Source organism: Intestinimonas sp. HCP28S3_D6 (assembly GCF_052065695.1).
Classification (GTDB): Bacteria; Bacillota; Clostridia; order Oscillospirales; family Oscillospiraceae; genus Intestinimonas.
Genome location: NZ_JBQHTM010000058.1, coordinates 1 through 15,437 on the forward strand (window position 1 = coordinate 1; position 15,437 = coordinate 15,437).

The following is a 15,437-nucleotide window of genomic DNA, read 5'->3' on the forward strand; positions in this document are numbered from 1 at the left end:
GCAGATAAATAATGGCTATTTTGCACTGAAATCACCTTAACCAAGCGCAAATGGCGGCTAATACATTGAGTAGAAACAGGATAAAGGCTTTTATTCAGAGGTTCCCTAGATATATTAAATGCCCGTACTGCCAACACAACTCTATCGTCGTATATGAGGACGCAAGAGGTCATGTCGAAACGAAGTGCAAAAAGTGCGGAAAAGTAACCGTCTTCGACGTTTTGAGCATGAGAAAAATTGCGTTTTGCCTTCGTCAGAAGGAGAACTAAATAAAAACTGAATCACATAGCTGAGCTGTGGAGCCGCCTGATAGGTGAAGTCATCCTAATGCCGCATGGACTGAGTCGAAAGACTCTGTTTATCGGCACGGACAGAATGACCACCGTCATGCGGCTCTTTTATTGTCTTACCTTCCCGCGGCTTCGTGCCAGCGGAAAGGACAAGACAATGAGTATTCCCAAAACCCCTGTTGAATTCGATTACGACCTGTGGACCACAGAGGAAGGAAAATGCATGGTCCGGATCAAGGCTACCGGTGAGATAACGGAGGTAGAACGCTCTGTCATGCAGGTTCTGCGTTCAGAGGAGAAGCGACTCCGGCGTATCTTATCTTCGGAGCAGGATCCATCCAAAGAAGGGAAAACTGTTCCAACAGTTCTCTCTCTGAACTTGCTTCCCGAAAATATGGCAGACTCCACCTGGTTAGCCGACACCAGAGACTATACAGAAGAAATAACCACAAAAATGCTGGAGAGAATTCTGCGAGAGAGTCTTACTCCTACCCAATATGGTATTTATAAAGCCTGTATCTTAAATGGGATCAGCTACAAAGCCTATGCAGACCAAATGGGTGTTAGCTATCAGAGTGTCCAGAATGCAATTCGCCTCATTCAAAAAAAAGCCAAAAATATTTTTGGCTAATGGTTGTGGTTTTCTTAAACAATGTCCGTTGAAAAGTGAAGGGGTTATAAAGACACCTTCATTGAACCTTTTCAACTGAATATCCGGCAGCTAAATAACATCAGCAATGAGCGAGCGATGCGGACAGAGCGCGATGACCACCTGTAGAAGAAAAGCGGATGTAAGTCTCTTTCTCTTCTATCAATGACGGCCTACAAGGTGCCCAGCGGGTCCTCTGATCCAAAAGCAGGTATGGCAGCCTGTCTCGCCACGACCTCATCTGCCCACAATGGTACCCCTGCCCAGCCACAGCCTCAAGCAATGGGGGCAGCTCGGAGAGATCCTCGGAGGGGTTTGATTCCCGGAGTGCGGTGCCCACCGCAGTTTAGCTGACCGCCCTGCCTGGGGAAGTAGTGTCGAATACAGGCAACAAAAAGACATTCAAATGTCTTGATATCAGAAGCAATGGGGGTCGCCCATCATGTAGTAGGAAAGCCGAGGCTTCCACAACCAAAGCGGGTGACCCCTATTTTTGTGGTATCAATTCATATTCATCATTGGGAGGGATCGTACCATGATCACTATGTCGCAGACCAAGAGTGCCAATTATCTGTTTATCGTAGCCGTGCTGAAGTCGATGCGAGAAGGTGGCGTGATTACTCTGGCCGAGTACGAGCGAGCAAAGCGCTACTACCAGAAACTCACCGGCTCCGATCTCGTCATTGCAGATTAAGAGGTTAGAGTCAAACCGCCCAAAATGATGCAAACAAGGCATCGTGTCATGTTGACTATGTAGATTTTGACATTTCAACGGTTCTTTCAATAGACTTTGTCTTGTCGTTGAATATAATGTTGCTTGAGCCGGAAAAGTGGATTGTACCAAAATGTAGTACAATCCAAAATTCAGCCAGAAAGGGGATTCTGCTGATGCCGCAGGTCAAACTCATCTCGCCCATCACCAGGCAGGAAATCCGCAAAATTCGAGTCGCCGCCTATTGCCGGGTATCTTCCAATTCGGCTGATCAGCAGAACTCCTACGCCAACCAGATCCGGGTCTATACCAGCCTCATTCAGAGGAAAAAGGAGTGGGAACTGGTGGAGATATTCGCTGACGAAGGGCTCTCTGGCATGAACGCACAGAACCGCACCGAATTCCAGCGAATGATCAAGATGTGCGAACAGCACCAAATCGACCTGATCGTCACCAAATCCGTCTCCCGCTTCGCCCGAAACGCCAAGGAGTCTCTAGAATATGTCCGGAAGCTGAAATTGCTCGGCGTGGGGGTGCAGTTTGAGAAAGAGGGAATCTACACTCTGGCCCTCGGAGATGAGATGCTGCTCAATACCTTCTCTGCCATCGCACAGGAGGAGTCTAAGGCAATTTCCCAGAACCAGCGGCTTTCCATCGTGAAGCGGATGCAGTCTGGGGAATATGTGGACAGCAACGCTCCTTACGGCTTCCGGCTGGTGGATAAGGCGCTGGTGGTCTATGAACCGGAGGCAGCCATCGTCCGCATGATGTTCGAAAACTACCTGAGCGGCCAGTCTACATCGGAGATCGCCCGGGATCTCAACAGCCGCGGCATCAAAACCAAAACCGGGAAATCCACCTGGCGCTCCACCAAGGTGGCATACATTCTTGGAAATGAGCGGTATTGCGGCGATTGCAAATATCAGAAAACCTACCGCGACACCACAGTCCCCTTCAAACAGTTCCGAAATCGAGGCCAGGAGGATATGTTCTACGCCTCCATGACCCACGCTCCTCTTATTGACCGAGATACCTTTGACAAGGTCCAGCTCCTCTTGAAAAAGCGTCAGGATGTCTTTGGAAAATCTACAACGCAAAATATCTACCCTCTTACGAGCCGCATTCAGTGTTCTGAGTGCGGCTCGTATTTTCGCAGGAGGCAGATTTCCGGGGCAGTAAAGTGGGGATGCTCCAAACACATTCAGGATCGTACCCAGTGCAGCTCAAACTACTACAGCGAGGAGAGAATCTACGATGCCTTCGTCGCCATGGTCAATAAGCTTCGGTTCTCTGAATACGACATCCTGGGTCAGACTCTGCTCCGCCTGGAATCCGCCGAGCTGAAGCTAAAGCAGAAAAACACGGCCGCAAGGGAGATCAGCAGGAGCATTGCAGATCTGAACGCCAAGTTGGTGATGGTGGAGCAGCTCCATGTAAAGGGATACCTCAAGGACGAGGTCCACAAGGCCCAGGTGCAGGAGATCAACGACCAACTGCGCCGGCTGAAGCGGGAGCGCCAATGTGAATTCTCCTCGGGCATTACCCAAATGATAGAGGAACTGACGCGGCTGAAAAAGCTGCTGGAAGAGCTCGAGGAACCACTGGACCGCTTCGATGAGAAGCTGTTTACTGAGATCGTTCAGACCATCAGTATCAGCCGCCGGGATGAAATGACAGTCACCCTCATCGGCGGGCTGAGATTCACAGAAATGCTCTGACAGAGAGGAACCTCGCCATGAAGAAGATACGCTATATCCCATACGGTTACACCATGAGAAATGGAAGGACAGTCATCGCACAGGATGAAGCTGCGGTCATCCGCGAGATATTCAGCGCCTACATCAACGGCGCATCCCTCCAAAGTATTGCCGAGCTGCTGACTGAGAGGAAGATCCCCTACAGTGAGAGAACGGATGTGTGGGATAAAGCTCGTATCGCACGAATCATCGGAAACGCCAAATACATTGGCGATGGGGAATATGACCCGATCATTGAGGAAGAACAGTATGAGGAGGCGGCTGCCGTGAAAACAGCCCGCCAGCGGAACACCTTCGAGAAAAATCTGGAGGGGATCGACCTGCTTCGGGATCTGGTCCGATGTGCGGAGTGCGGCGCCCCTATGCGGCGAAGGGTGAGCAGCAAGCACCGGATTCGGGAGAGTTGGGATTGCACCAATCCTGATTGCGGTCAGCGCATCCGGATCTCCGATACACACCTGTTGGAAAAGGTGACAATCCTGATGAACCGCATCATCGCCAATAGCTATCTGCTCATCCCCCGCCCCAAAAAGCGAAAAGAGCTGTCGGCGGAAGCCCAGCGAATCAACCGGGAAATTGATGCCGAGCTGGAGCGGGATGACCCCAGCGATGCACTGATTATCGTCAAAACAATTGAAATGGCAGAGCGGCTCTATGCTGAGAGCGATACCCATCTGCAGATCGCCGCATCCATCGCCCGAAAGCGGGTAAGTCTGATGACTCCCCAGGAGGAATTCAGCCCGGCCTACTTTAGTGACATCGCCGCCTACCTGACGCTTGGCAGCGGAGGAAAGGTGATTCTACATACCAAAACCGATGTCGAGATCGGAGATGAAGAAAATGAATGTAACCAAGATACCCAAGAAAACAATATCGGTTATTGAGCCAAAACGCTCTCTGATCGTCAACAGGGAGCAGTATCATCAGCGGCGGGTTGCTGCCTACTGCCGGGTATCCACCGACAGCGAGGAGCAGCTCACATCCTATACCAACCAGAAAAAGGTATATACCGAGATGATTGCCGCTAAGCCCGAATGGGAGTTCGCCGGACTCTACGCAGATGAGGGCATCTCCGGGACACGTGCAGATAAGCGCCCCCAGTTCCAGAAGATGATCAACGACTGCTTGTCTGGGAAAATCGACTATATCATCACGAAATCCGTTTCCCGCTTCGCCCGTAATACAGTGGACTGCCTGGACCATGTCCGAATGCTCAGGGCAAGAGGGATTGGCATCTACTTCGAGGAGCAAAATATAGACACACTGCAAATCGACAGCGAACTCTATCTGGTCATCTACGCAGGGTTCGCACAGTCTGAATCCGAAAGCATCAGCAAGAATGTCACCTGGACTTTTCGTAAGCGATTTCAGGAGGGCAAGCCCATATTCAACTATAAGTGCCTTCTGGGATACCGCAAGGGTGCAGACGGAGAACCGGAGATCGTCCCGGAGGAGGCATCCCTCGTGGAGAGGATCTTTAATATGTACCTGTCAGGTGAAACCATCAACCGGATCTCAACCAAACTCAGAGAAGAAAATCTCCAGATACCAGGAAAACGATTCTCCTTCTCTGCGAGCATGATTAAGGGTATTCTCCGGAATGAACGATACTGCGGGGACAGAATCCTTCAAAAGACGGTCACAATTGACTGTATTGGCAAGGTTCGCCGCAAAAACACCGGTGAGGCACCCATGTACTATGTACAGAATAGCCATGTTGGTATCATCAGCCGAGAGCTCTTTCACAAAACGCAGGAAGAACTCGCCAGGCGGATGAGCCGGGAGCCAAATTCCACCAAAACGGCTACCACAGCCACCGGAAAATACTCCCGGTACGCACTATCCAATGTGATGATCTGCGCCGAATGCGGAAGTCGATATAAGCGCGTGACCTGGACATCCCGAGGAAAAAAGCGAGTTGTCTGGCGCTGCATCAGCCGCTTAGACTATGGAAAGCGCTACTGCAAAACCTCGCTCACGGTAGATGAGACCGCCCTCCACGCCGCTATTGTTCGGGCAATCAACCGATTCAACGAGGAAGACGAGTCCACTTATATGGCACTCATGCGGGCAACCATTGGTGAAGCAATCGGTCTAACCGGAGGCACAGATGAGATCGACCTGCTCCGGCGAAAAATAGATGGGCTGAATCGGAAAATGGTATCTCTTATCAATGAGAGCGTGGAAAGCGGAGAGGGTATCGAGAGTCACGAAGCTGAATTCAAAGAACTTTCCGATACCATTGAACTCCTGCAAGGACGGATTCAGAAACTCGAAGAAGCACTTGCTTCCGATCAGGTGAATGACAGCCGAATCCTTCAACTACAGCAGATCATCGCCGACCGAGCATCCAAAAAGATGGAGTACGACGATACCATCGTCCACCAAATGATTGAGTGTGTGAAGGTGTATCCCGACGGGAGACTGGACATTATCTTCGGAGGAGGGTACCTTATCGAAGAACGCCTGGAAAAAGAAAATTGATAACTTCAAATATAATTGACATAATCGCTGAAATAATATAATATAATTTATGTTAGGAGGCGATTGTGCATGGCAAAAAAAGCTGCGGTCATCATGCCGCAAACACGGGAGATCCTGGCACAGATGGGTGAGCAGATCCGCCTGGCCCGCCTGCGCAGGAAGTTGAGCCTGGAATTGGTAGCAGAGCGTGCCGGGATCAGCCGAGCCACTCTTATATCCATTGAGAAAGGCACCCCTACGGTATCCATCGGCTCCTATGCCGCTGTGCTGCACGCATTAAACAATATGGACAGCGACCTGCTGCTTATTGCAAAAGATGATGAATTCGGCAGGAAGCTGCAAGATCTGGCGCTGCCCACCAGACGGCGGGCGCCCAAGAAAGGAGAGTAGCCCATGGCGCAGGACGAAAAGACCATCTATGTATATGAAAATTGGCGTGGAGAGGCACCCACTCTGCTGGGGCGGCTGCGCTGCGGCTTCGTCCGCGGACAGGAGACCTTTTCCTTTGAGTATGATCCGGCCTGGCTGTCATCCGCCGAGAGTTCCTTCTCTCTGGACCCGGATCTGGCTCTCTACCGCGGGCGGCAGTATGTGCCGCTGAACAAGCAGCTCTTTGGCCTGTTTTCCGACTCCTGTCCGGATCGCTGGGGGCGTCTGCTGATGAAGCGCAAGGAGGCCATCGACGCTCGCAAAGAGGACCGCAAGCCCCGTAAGCTCACCGAGAGCGACTTCCTGTTGGGGGTCTACGATGAATCCCGTATGGGTGCGCTGCGGTTCAGCTTGGAAGAAGGGGGCGAATTTCTTTCGAACGATAAAGCGTTTGCGACGCCTCCATGGGTAAACCTTCGGACGCTGGAAAACGCCTCTATCGCTTTCGAGAATGATGAGAGCGGCCTGAATGAAAAATGGCTGCGTGAGCTTCTGGCCCCCGGCTCCTCCTTGGGAGGCGCAAGACCCAAAGCTACGGTGCAGGCCACAGATGGCGCCTTGTGGATTGCCAAGTTCCCTTCCAAGCATGATGAATATAACAGCGGCGCGTGGGAGAAGGTCGTCCATGACCTGGCACGGCTCTGCGGACTGGATGTTCCGGAATCCAAATTGGAGACGTTCTCCAAGACCGGCAGTACCTTTCTCGTCAAGCGATTTGACCGAAACGGCAGCCGTCGCATCCACTTCGCCTCCGCCATGACCCTGCTGGGCAAGACCGATGGAGCCTCGGCAGCGGACGGAAGCAGCTATCTGGATCTGGCGGCGTTCATCCGGGCCAACGGGGCATCACCCCGGCAGGATCTGGCCGAGCTGTGGAAGCGGATCGTGTTCAGCATGGCGGTATCCAATACTGACGACCACCTGCGCAACCATGGTTTCCTTCTGACACCCACCGGCTGGCGGCTGGCCCCTCTCTATGATGTGAACCCAGTCCCCTCGGGGGACCGGCTTTCCCTCAATGTGAGTGAGTATGATAACACCATTGACTTGGAACTGGCTCTGGAAGTAGCCGATTATTTCGGCCTGGCCCCTCAGGAAGCGGAACAGGCTGCAGAGGAGGTCTGCAAAACAGTATCCGGACACTGGGAACAGTTGGCCGGGCAGTATGGTCTCAGCCGAGGAGCGATAGAGTATATGCGCCCTGCCTTTTCCCTTCCATGATAAGATCACAAACGGACGATTCCTGGTGGAACCGTCCGTTTGCTTATTCTTTGGCGACTCCCTCAAAAGAGTCCTCGCCCTCATCCTCGTCCATATCCGTATCAATGTCCAGTCCTTCATTGTTCCCCACATTCTTCTCGTAGAGCTTGGTCCATTTAAGCGGATATTTGCATTTGCGGTTATAGGCCAGAAGCATCGCCTCGGCATAGCCCATAGAACCGGGGCGTCGTTCCTTGGCTGTCCTCGAAAGCAGCTTGACCGACATTTCCCCCACTTTTTCCTTGAAGGTTTCATCTTTCAATGTGTCGCCAAAGGTGTATACCAATCTGGCGATTCCGTTGAGCATATTGGCGGAAAGCGAATTCATATCGCCCTCCCATGTGCCTACGCAGAGTCTGAGTGTTCGATCAAGTACGTGGTAACCGAACCGCTCATATATATTTTCAAGCGTAGAGACAGCACAGACAACGCCATAGTTTCTGACCTGGCCAATGGAAAGAGAATAAGACTCTACCAGATCTTTGATCATAAGCTGCTCCTGATTCCCGGCTTCCACATTTGCCATAAACACTTCATAGGGACGGAGCGGTTTGACAAACTTCATCTGGTTGGCGAAGATATCTGCCTCGTGCTCGTAGTTCAGATCATCGTATATCATGCACCAGACCGGAGTTTCACGAGAGCCAGAGGCCAGGGCGACGATCTCCACCGTGTGCTGGCCATTGAAGACATAGTTGACCCCATTTCGACGGCTCACCTTCACAGGGTTGATCTGATACAGATCAAAGTGTGCCGCAGCATTCAGCACATGCTGTTCGGAAATATTCCTCTGGTACTCCTGATTGGATACGAGGTTCTTGATGGGAATCTGTTCGAAGTGAACATTGGGAACAAACATACTATAATCTTCCATTAGGATTCCCCCTCAATTGCATTGAGCATTTCCTGGATTTTTCCTTCTAATTCAGTCAACGCCGCCAAGAGGTTTTGTCTGGCAGCAGGTGAGATCGCTTCCAAATGTGCCATGGACTTTGTCCGGTCGATGGAGCTCATCCAGGAGGGGATCGTAAGAGTAAGTCCAGCAACTTCCGCATCCGGGTCATAGGCGGGCATCGTCTTGATTGCCGGCTGCTCTGCCGCCGCTGTGCCGGGCTTGGCAGAAGCATCGGAATAAAGGCATCGTCTCGATTCACTGTAACGAGCGAAAGCATAGGGATTTTTTCCGTTTTTTTTACTAAGTGCTTTCAATTCTTCGGGTTCCATTTCTGATAGAGCAACGATATTTTCGAAAGAAATCTTATATGCCCCGGAAAGAATGTGCGGAACAAGCTCAGGAGCATTTTGTTCAATGGTATCTAATGCTGCACTGTATTTCGCATATTTCTGTACGGTTGCGCCGGACACATGATACTTCCTTCCCAGCCGGGCTGCTGTTCGCCGGCCGCTCTCTTCATCTATTGGGCGGCCTCTCCCCACAGCAATGTTGGGGTTCGGACGGTACTGATTATAGCCATTCCTATTTCGCTGTACTTTCTTTTCCGCTTCATATTGTTTCCCAATCAGATATTTCCTGGTTTCTTCTGAGATGTTGCGGCGTCCGAGTTGGTTCGCACAGATCCAGGCGATGGCAGCATCTCTGCTTGGAAAATCCAGCTCCTTGACTCCATAAGGAATGCGCATTTTATTGCATATTTCATAGCGATTATGACCGTCGACGATGGTATCATTCCATGCGATGATATCTTCCCGGCATCCTTCCATGACCAGATTCAGCTCCAGCTGCCGGTATTCCTCCCGGCGAAGTGGACGAATCAAGTTTTTGAATTCCGGATCGATGTTAAGCTGCCTAAATGCTTTCTCTGTCATGTAGCCTCCTGCGTTCCAGCTGTTTGACGGTTTTGAGGGAAAAATATGCGACCCGGTTGACTTGATCGATCTCACCGGTCAGCTGGTAATTAAATCTCAGGTCAAAGCCACCCAGCAGTTCGGAAAAGTTTTTGATAAGGATCGTACTATAGAATTCTATAGATTGCTGGGATGTGCTTGACATCCGAACCTTGTTTGCGGTCCCGCCTGAAATAGGTTTGTCCGATCCGAGAACGGCGATATACAGTTCTTCAGGGTTTACCAGGAATTGCACATACGCAGGATTCTTCAAGAGCCGAATCGTTTGCCTGTGGATTCGAATCCGGTTTCGCGCAGGGTCCAGCGTTAAGTAAGCCTGCAATTGATTTTCATGATTCATGTCCTTGTCCTCCCAAAACGGACTTACTACCAGTATCAGAGGCAGCCTCGTCTGACTGCTCTGATGCAGCAGGAGCTATGTTATCGCGCAACCCATATACAGCATATCCTTCAAAAATGTCTACCTGCATAGATTTCTGGTGTTCCCGGAACGGGAGTCCAAACTGCGTCTTCCAGCCCTCCGGAAACACGGGAGTTCGAGAAGACTTGGGCTTCTGGCCGTCTTTTTGCACCCGCTGATACACTTCGGTCGCTGTGAGATCAAATGCGATGAGCCACTCATCCTTGGCATGGATTATCCGCCCGAGGAGTTTATATCGATAGTCCAGATTCCAGTCCATCAGTGAAAACACTTTGGCGAAAAAAATCTTGCAGGTAATCTGTTTCGGTTTACGTCTGCCGGAGCCGTTGGTGCACCAGGCGCAGGCATCCCGATCTTCCGCCCGACAGGGACGGATCGCCAAGATCCTGCTCTCCTGATTGACCAATACCTGCACATAATCAACTTGTGGGAAGCGGTTCAGGCAGGCGGTATTTACATAAAATTTGTAATTGTTGAAAGTTACAGACGGCTCATTAATATGGGCGAAGAACTCACGGCGTACCACTTGGTAGCCATCGTAGTTAAAGTCACCGGCCATCTCCAGGACCTCATCACTACTGCTGTTTGCGGGAGAAGCTGCCAGTTCCGCTTTTTTTAATTCAGCAGACGGAACAATATCCAAATGCCCGTCCTCCAGGGAACGAAGCATTCCGGCGATTACACCGCCGGTATTTTCCCGACTTTCTTCGAACATTTAGGATTCCTCCTTCCCGTACTGACCGAGTTCCTGACAGATATAGTCACGCAGCACGTCAAATCCTGTCACGCGGAGTTTCTGCCCGGTTTCATACAACTGGCCCTCCATGCGGATTTTCCAGTCTTCCTCACTCTGATCGCAGACGGGCGGGAAAGACTGTTGGTGGAGGTAATATTGCTTGCCAAAAGAGCCGATCCACTCCTCCGGGACTGCCCGCACCCGTTTGCCGGAGACAGAAAGGGGCTGTACAGGCTCCTTTGCCTGTTCCGTGCTTTTTGAACCGGAAAGCAGGTACGATTTAATAAACGCTTCCGCATCATTGACATCAAAAATATACGCAGATTCAGTTTCAGTTTGAAACAGCGCTCCGGCGATCCGGTATTTTAAATCCGGACTCCAGCCGAATAACTGAAAAAGCGTTTCTACATAGGCCGCACCGGCGATATCCCTGGGCTGATACTTTCCGTCTGACAGCTTGGAAAACACGACTGCGTTGCGGCTGCTTTTCGCCGCTGTACGGACGGCGAACTTCATCTCCACAGGGTTGACCAGCAGCTCCACATGGTTGTCTTTCCCAAAAGACCGAACACATGTGGTGCTGAACTTGATTCTCTTATCTTGAAACAGTACATAGGGACGGTGATAATTATCAAAGAATTCACTGCGGGCGATTTCAAAGCCTCTCATATCAAAATCTCCCGGAACCAATGTGATGCTCGAGGGCAGGGATGCATCCGCCTGCTGCTCATCGGGCGGATGGATACTGGCGGACGCTTGGTAATAATCCGCCGGCTTAAATCCAGCCCAGCGGGGATTGATGGTCACGAACCCTCTGAGCAGGCCGCTGTCGATCACCCGCAGCTCCGGGAGGATGGAGCGGTTGCCATACTTGGAGTTGTTCAGAAGATGCTGAACCGCAATGAAATCATCTCTGGAAACAATGCCCTCGTGGTGGTTCCGGTAAAGGCTCTGGGGTCTGTCCCCCCGATTCTTTCTGGCCTTGTGGTTCAGATAGTTGGGGGTGAAGGTCTTCCGGGTCAGTACATCCCCGCAATGCCGCTCATTGCGAAGGACCTGGACAATGGAGTTGGATGTCCACTTGACATTCCCCAGATAAGTCTTTCGGCCCAGCTCGGTGAGCGCCGCCGCAATGTCGGAGGTGGAATATCCATACAGATACATATAGAAGATGAGTTTTACCGTGGGGGCTTCATCCGGGTTGACGACCAGGTTTCCATCTGCGTCGTGAGAATACCCAAGCAGTTTGGGCGTCAATGGCAGACCTCCGTCCAGCCGCATCCGCAAGGAGGTTTCCATGCTCCGGCTGCGGATGTGAGACTCCTCCTGAGCCATGGTGGCCTGAAACGAAAGCGCCATCTGGGAATCGTCTTTGAGGGAGAAGATACATTCGCTCTCGAAGAACACTCCGACGGGACTGGGCAGCTCCGCAAGCATTCGCACCATGCTGATACAGTCCACCACATTTCGGGCAAAGCGAGACACGCTTTTGGTAATGATCATATCGATTTTCCCGCTGCGGCAATCGGCGATCATGCTGTTGAACTCGTCCCGATGAGCCAGAGAAGTTCCGCTAATCCCCTCATCCGCATAGATTTTGACCAATGTCCAGTTGGGATGATGCACAACAAAATCTTCATAGTATTTCTTTTGCAGCTCATAGGAGGAAGTCTGCTGGACATTGTCTGTGGAGACACGGGCATACACGGCGACCCGCTGCCTTATATCATTATCGTAATAGTCGATGGGCTTTTTAGCCGGAATGAATTCATAGTTCTCCGGGTCAACTTTTGTGTTGATACGCCGGCGGACCCGTTCTTTCCGTTCCGCAAGCTGTTTGCGTGTGGACTTGTCAATCATGCAGCATTTCCCTCCGGGGTTCGTCATCAGGGAGTATCTTCCAACCGGGATCTGGCAAAAAGTAGGGGTCGTGTAGATCCTCCTGGTAATAGGAAGCCAGCGTATAAATATCCTCCGAAACGAAGTAAACGCCCACTGGCTTTGGGAGTGCTGCCAAGAGGCGCGTACAGAAAGAGAGCTCGGAGAGCTTCTTCGAGATATTGCTTGCTTTCTGGGTAATGATCAGATTGACCTTTTCCTCGTAGCAGTCTTGAAGGAGCCTTGACCACTCCGGAGCGTTCTCCATATTGGGCGCAGTGCTGCCCTCGTCCACATAGAAACCGACAAACTTCCAGTTTGGGCAGAGAGCCAGTGTATCAAGAAATTGCTTTTTATGAGCTGAGAGATAGTCCTCATAGCGGGTCTGGTTGAAGTAGCGGATGTATACCGCCACACGGTAATGTGTTTTGGGAAGCGGGCGTTCCCGCTTGATTTCCTTTAACCAGGCACGATGTTCCGCTAAAAGGGTGTTTCGTTCCGTCTCCCTTTCCAGCAGGAAATCAAATGAGGGCATAACTTCCTGCTCTGACTCTCTATTTTGAACGGCCAGATCTGACATATTTGCTCCCCCTGTGTTATTTCTCTTCCAGGCCATTATATAATCTGCAGACTAATAACAAAATCGACCAGAAGTCAACACCTTGACTTCTGGTCGATAGATGAGAAAAAAGAAGCGAGCCGGCAATTCCAGCTCGCAATTTTTCAGGTATTGTCATCCCGTCTGGCCATAGTGGATTTCAACTCACGAACAATCTTCAGGATGGAATCCAGCTCCTTGGGAGAGCAGTCGGCCAGCAGCTCGTCAAACTCGCTCTGGTATAGGCTTCTCACCTCCGGCACATCGGGCCGAAGAAGGGAATCAGCAGACACTTGCAGGGCTTCGATGATTCGGATAAAGGTTTCCAACTTCATGCTCGTCTTGCCTTTTTCGATATTGCTGACATGGGGCAGCGAGATATTGGCCTTTGCAGCAAGATCGGCCTGGCTCATCCGGCGATTGATCCGCGCATCTCGAATACGGGAGCCGACCAACTGGCTCTCGGTCAAATCATGTTCCGTCATCGGCTTCCCCCCCTCAAATATATTCTCCAGATTATCTATTTCTAAGAGTATATCAACTTGGGGTGAAATTGATATAAGGTCGAGTTGATGATATAATCTAAACACTATAATAAGACTGCAAAATTTTTTGGAGGTCTTATTATGAGCCTGAACTACAAAGTCATTGGAAAACACATCCGTGAAGTCCGTCAGCGCAACCACCTTTCGCAAGCGATGCTCTCTGAACTGGTGGATAAAACGCCATCTTACATCAGCTACATAGAGAGCGGGATCAAGAGCATGAGCCTTGACACCTTTGTGCTTATCGCCAATGCTTTGGGCGTATCTCCCGACCGGCTTTTGATGGAGCAAATCATCAGCACTGAACGGTGCGCCAGCGAAGAAATCGCCCTGCTCCTTTCGGATTGCAGTACCTATGAGATGATGATTCTCCTGGATGTTATAAAATCGCTGAAAGCCTCCTTGAAAGAGCATCAAGGCAGATACGGTAAACCAGATAACTTTGATTTTACCGTCTGAACCTGAGAAAGCAATCAACCGGAAGTCACGAGCATTGACTGCCGGTCGATCTATGCCAGTAAAGGTGGATATATTTTTGGAACAGTGGATATGTTTTTGGAAAGTCCCGGATATGGGTCTTCCGAGTTGGTATAATGAGAAAAGAAAGGTGGAATGACCAATGATCTATTACACGGGTGATATCCACGGAGACCCCTATGAGGTCATACAGTTTTGCGACAGCAAGAAGCTGACAGAGCAGGATACTCTGGTTCTGCTTGGAGATGTAGGAGCGAACTACTACCGAAACCGGCGAGACACAGAGATGAAGAGAGTTCTTGCCGCCGTAAAGCCGACGATGCTCTGCATCCACGGCAACCATGAGATCCGGCCGGCCAGCATCCCTTCCTATCGCACGAAGCAGTGGAACGGCGGGACAGTCTGGGTAGAGGAAGCCTTTCCCCGCCTGCTGTTTGCTATGGATGGTGAGATCTTTGATCTGGAAGGTCTCCGACATTTGGTCATCGGCGGAGCTTACAGCGTGGACAAATTCTACCGGCTGGCCAGAGGTTACGGCTGGTGGCCGGATGAGCAGCCTTCCCAGGAGATCAAGGACAAGGTTATCCAGACGCTGGACGCCTGCGGGTGGCAGGTAGATACCGTCCTCTCCCACACCTGTCCCTATCCGTATGAGCCTCGCGAGGCCTTTCTTCCGATGATCGACCAGAGTACCGTGGACGACTCTACCGAGAAATGGCTGGAGGAGATCGAGCGGAAACTCAAATACGACCACTGGTTCTGTGGACACTGGCATATTGACAAGCATATCGACCGGATGCACTTCCTCTTCCACAGCGTGGAGGCTGCGCCGCAGCTCTTGACGGGAGGGGACACATTATGACAGAGGAAGAAAGGCCGGAGGCCAAGGAGCAGGAGGCGTGCTTTGCCGCAATCCGTGAGATCGTCCAGGAGATTTCCCGCCTAATGGACGCCGCATATCAGCAATACAGCCGTTTGGTAGAACAGGTGTTGAACGGCAGGATCACCGAGGAGCGGGAGATCGAGCGAATCATGGACGGGCTTGTGGACTTCGGAGATAATCCGAGGCTCCTCGAACTGTACAAAACCCTCTGCCGCCATGTCTATTACAAATACCCCGCTCTTGTGGGAGAGCACACTGCCCTCTTCCGGCTCCAGTTTGAGGAAACGGAGGATGGGGATACGGATACTGAGGAGGTGGAAACATGAAAGCGCCGGAGATCAAGGGAACCTCTGAATAAAAGCCTTTATCCTGTTTCTACTCAATGTATTAGCCGCCATTTGCGCTTGGTTAAGGTGATTTCAGTGCAAAATAGCCATTATTTATCTGCTTTT

17 protein-coding genes are annotated in these 15,437 nt (G+C 51.0%); 10 read left to right on the top strand and 7 right to left on the bottom strand.

Annotated elements, in window-relative coordinates:
• Nucleotides 1-513 precede the first annotated feature (513 nt).
• The 7 genes from ACTNBK_RS14875 (at nucleotide 514) to ACTNBK_RS14905 (ending at nucleotide 7,542) form a co-directional block, all read left to right on the top strand.
• Nucleotides 514-921: a hypothetical protein gene (locus ACTNBK_RS14875; RefSeq protein WP_243270798.1), complete on the top strand. Its 408-nt coding sequence runs from the start codon at nucleotides 514-516 to the stop codon at nucleotides 919-921.
• A gap of 553 nt (nucleotides 922-1,474) precedes the next feature.
• Entirely contained in the window at nucleotides 1,475-1,633 is a 159-nt protein-coding gene (locus ACTNBK_RS14880; protein WP_172592666.1) for a hypothetical protein, read from the top strand.
• A gap of 194 nt (nucleotides 1,634-1,827) precedes the next feature.
• Nucleotides 1,828-3,369, top strand: a complete 1,542-nt coding sequence (locus tag ACTNBK_RS14885; RefSeq protein WP_195306559.1) for a recombinase family protein — start codon at nucleotides 1,828-1,830, stop codon at nucleotides 3,367-3,369.
• Nucleotides 3,370-3,386: 17 nt separating this feature from the next.
• Complete coding sequence (locus ACTNBK_RS14890) at nucleotides 3,387-4,292, top strand: recombinase family protein (RefSeq protein ID WP_195306558.1); 906 nt, start codon at nucleotides 3,387-3,389, stop codon at nucleotides 4,290-4,292.
• Nucleotides 4,249-5,892, top strand: a complete 1,644-nt coding sequence (locus ACTNBK_RS14895; RefSeq protein WP_441147306.1) for a recombinase family protein — start codon at nucleotides 4,249-4,251, stop codon at nucleotides 5,890-5,892. The genes ACTNBK_RS14890 and ACTNBK_RS14895 overlap by 44 nt, the downstream gene beginning before the upstream one ends.
• Before the next feature lie 69 nt (nucleotides 5,893-5,961).
• The gene (locus ACTNBK_RS14900) at nucleotides 5,962-6,282 is read left to right on the top strand and encodes a helix-turn-helix domain-containing protein (RefSeq protein ID WP_071430674.1); all 321 of its coding nucleotides are present in this window, start codon (nucleotides 5,962-5,964) and stop codon (nucleotides 6,280-6,282) included.
• Between the two features lie 3 nt (nucleotides 6,283-6,285).
• Nucleotides 6,286-7,542, top strand: a complete 1,257-nt coding sequence (locus ACTNBK_RS14905; protein WP_087396293.1) for a type II toxin-antitoxin system HipA family toxin — start codon at nucleotides 6,286-6,288, stop codon at nucleotides 7,540-7,542.
• A gap of 43 nt (nucleotides 7,543-7,585) precedes the next feature.
• Here ACTNBK_RS14905 and ACTNBK_RS14910 read toward each other — a convergent pair whose 3' ends face one another.
• The 7 genes from ACTNBK_RS14910 to ACTNBK_RS14940 form a co-directional block, all read right to left on the bottom strand.
• Nucleotides 7,586-8,455, bottom strand: a complete 870-nt coding sequence (locus ACTNBK_RS14910) for a DUF6551 family protein (RefSeq protein WP_441147309.1) — start codon at nucleotides 8,453-8,455, stop codon at nucleotides 7,586-7,588.
• Nucleotides 8,455-9,408: a hypothetical protein gene (locus ACTNBK_RS14915; protein WP_441147311.1), complete on the bottom strand. Its 954-nt coding sequence runs from the start codon at nucleotides 9,406-9,408 to the stop codon at nucleotides 8,455-8,457. The genes ACTNBK_RS14910 and ACTNBK_RS14915 overlap by 1 nt, the downstream gene beginning before the upstream one ends.
• Complete coding sequence (locus ACTNBK_RS14920; RefSeq protein WP_071430665.1) at nucleotides 9,389-9,787, bottom strand: hypothetical protein; 399 nt, start codon at nucleotides 9,785-9,787, stop codon at nucleotides 9,389-9,391. Before ACTNBK_RS14920 ends, ACTNBK_RS14915 begins: the two co-directional genes overlap by 20 nt.
• Nucleotides 9,777-10,583 carry a hypothetical protein gene (locus ACTNBK_RS14925; protein ID WP_204246273.1) on the bottom strand — a complete coding sequence of 269 codons (807 nt, stop codon included), beginning with the start codon at nucleotides 10,581-10,583 and terminating at the stop codon, nucleotides 9,777-9,779. Before ACTNBK_RS14925 ends, ACTNBK_RS14920 begins: the two co-directional genes overlap by 11 nt.
• Nucleotides 10,584-12,464, bottom strand: coding sequence for a recombinase family protein (locus ACTNBK_RS14930; protein WP_148337054.1), 1,881 nt, complete (start codon nucleotides 12,462-12,464; stop codon nucleotides 10,584-10,586).
• The gene (locus ACTNBK_RS14935) at nucleotides 12,457-13,062 is read right to left on the bottom strand and encodes a recombinase family protein (RefSeq protein ID WP_101691772.1); all 606 of its coding nucleotides are present in this window, start codon (nucleotides 13,060-13,062) and stop codon (nucleotides 12,457-12,459) included. Before ACTNBK_RS14935 ends, ACTNBK_RS14930 begins: the two co-directional genes overlap by 8 nt.
• 143 nt (nucleotides 13,063-13,205) lie before the next feature.
• Nucleotides 13,206-13,565, bottom strand: a complete 360-nt coding sequence (locus ACTNBK_RS14940; protein ID WP_022289418.1) for a helix-turn-helix domain-containing protein — start codon at nucleotides 13,563-13,565, stop codon at nucleotides 13,206-13,208.
• A gap of 141 nt (nucleotides 13,566-13,706) precedes the next feature.
• Between ACTNBK_RS14940 and ACTNBK_RS14945 the strand changes: the two genes are divergently transcribed.
• From ACTNBK_RS14945 to ACTNBK_RS14955, 3 genes are all read left to right on the top strand, one after another.
• Nucleotides 13,707-14,084 (top strand): helix-turn-helix domain-containing protein, encoded by a 378-nt coding sequence (locus ACTNBK_RS14945; RefSeq protein ID WP_022289419.1) that lies wholly within the window; start codon nucleotides 13,707-13,709, stop codon nucleotides 14,082-14,084.
• Between the two features lie 160 nt (nucleotides 14,085-14,244).
• Nucleotides 14,245-14,964 carry a metallophosphoesterase gene (locus ACTNBK_RS14950; protein WP_022289420.1) on the top strand — a complete coding sequence of 240 codons (720 nt, stop codon included), beginning with the start codon at nucleotides 14,245-14,247 and terminating at the stop codon, nucleotides 14,962-14,964.
• Complete coding sequence (locus ACTNBK_RS14955; protein WP_087937020.1) at nucleotides 14,961-15,311, top strand: hypothetical protein; 351 nt, start codon at nucleotides 14,961-14,963, stop codon at nucleotides 15,309-15,311. Before ACTNBK_RS14950 ends, ACTNBK_RS14955 begins: the two co-directional genes overlap by 4 nt.
• The last annotated feature ends 126 nt before the right edge of the window (nucleotides 15,312-15,437 follow it).

Bases quoted from the DNA above. Each gene is read 5' to 3' on its own strand.
- ACTNBK_RS14875 (WP_243270798.1), top strand. From the start codon at position 514: ATGGTCCGGATCAAGGCTACCGGTGAGATAACGGAGGTAGAACGCTCT.
- ACTNBK_RS14955 (WP_087937020.1), top strand. From the start codon at position 14,961: ATGACAGAGGAAGAAAGGCCGGAGGCCAAGGAGCAGGAGGCGTGCTTT.
- ACTNBK_RS14900 (WP_071430674.1), top strand. From the start codon at position 5,962: ATGGCAAAAAAAGCTGCGGTCATCATGCCGCAAACACGGGAGATCCTG.
- ACTNBK_RS14915 (WP_441147311.1), bottom strand. From the start codon at position 9,408: ATGACAGAGAAAGCATTTAGGCAGCTTAACATCGATCCGGAATTCAAA.
- ACTNBK_RS14895 (WP_441147306.1), top strand. From the start codon at position 4,249: ATGAATGTAACCAAGATACCCAAGAAAACAATATCGGTTATTGAGCCA.
- ACTNBK_RS14935 (WP_101691772.1), bottom strand. From the start codon at position 13,062: ATGTCAGATCTGGCCGTTCAAAATAGAGAGTCAGAGCAGGAAGTTATG.
- ACTNBK_RS14890 (WP_195306558.1), top strand. From the start codon at position 3,387: ATGAAGAAGATACGCTATATCCCATACGGTTACACCATGAGAAATGGA.
- ACTNBK_RS14905 (WP_087396293.1), top strand. From the start codon at position 6,286: ATGGCGCAGGACGAAAAGACCATCTATGTATATGAAAATTGGCGTGGA.
- ACTNBK_RS14940 (WP_022289418.1), bottom strand. From the start codon at position 13,565: ATGACGGAACATGATTTGACCGAGAGCCAGTTGGTCGGCTCCCGTATT.
- ACTNBK_RS14885 (WP_195306559.1), top strand. From the start codon at position 1,828: ATGCCGCAGGTCAAACTCATCTCGCCCATCACCAGGCAGGAAATCCGC.
- ACTNBK_RS14880 (WP_172592666.1), top strand. From the start codon at position 1,475: ATGATCACTATGTCGCAGACCAAGAGTGCCAATTATCTGTTTATCGTA.
- ACTNBK_RS14945 (WP_022289419.1), top strand. From the start codon at position 13,707: ATGAGCCTGAACTACAAAGTCATTGGAAAACACATCCGTGAAGTCCGT.
- ACTNBK_RS14950 (WP_022289420.1), top strand. From the start codon at position 14,245: ATGATCTATTACACGGGTGATATCCACGGAGACCCCTATGAGGTCATA.
- ACTNBK_RS14925 (WP_204246273.1), bottom strand. From the start codon at position 10,583: ATGTTCGAAGAAAGTCGGGAAAATACCGGCGGTGTAATCGCCGGAATG.
- ACTNBK_RS14920 (WP_071430665.1), bottom strand. From the start codon at position 9,787: ATGAATCATGAAAATCAATTGCAGGCTTACTTAACGCTGGACCCTGCG.
- ACTNBK_RS14910 (WP_441147309.1), bottom strand. From the start codon at position 8,455: ATGGAAGATTATAGTATGTTTGTTCCCAATGTTCACTTCGAACAGATT.
- ACTNBK_RS14930 (WP_148337054.1), bottom strand. From the start codon at position 12,464: ATGATTGACAAGTCCACACGCAAACAGCTTGCGGAACGGAAAGAACGG.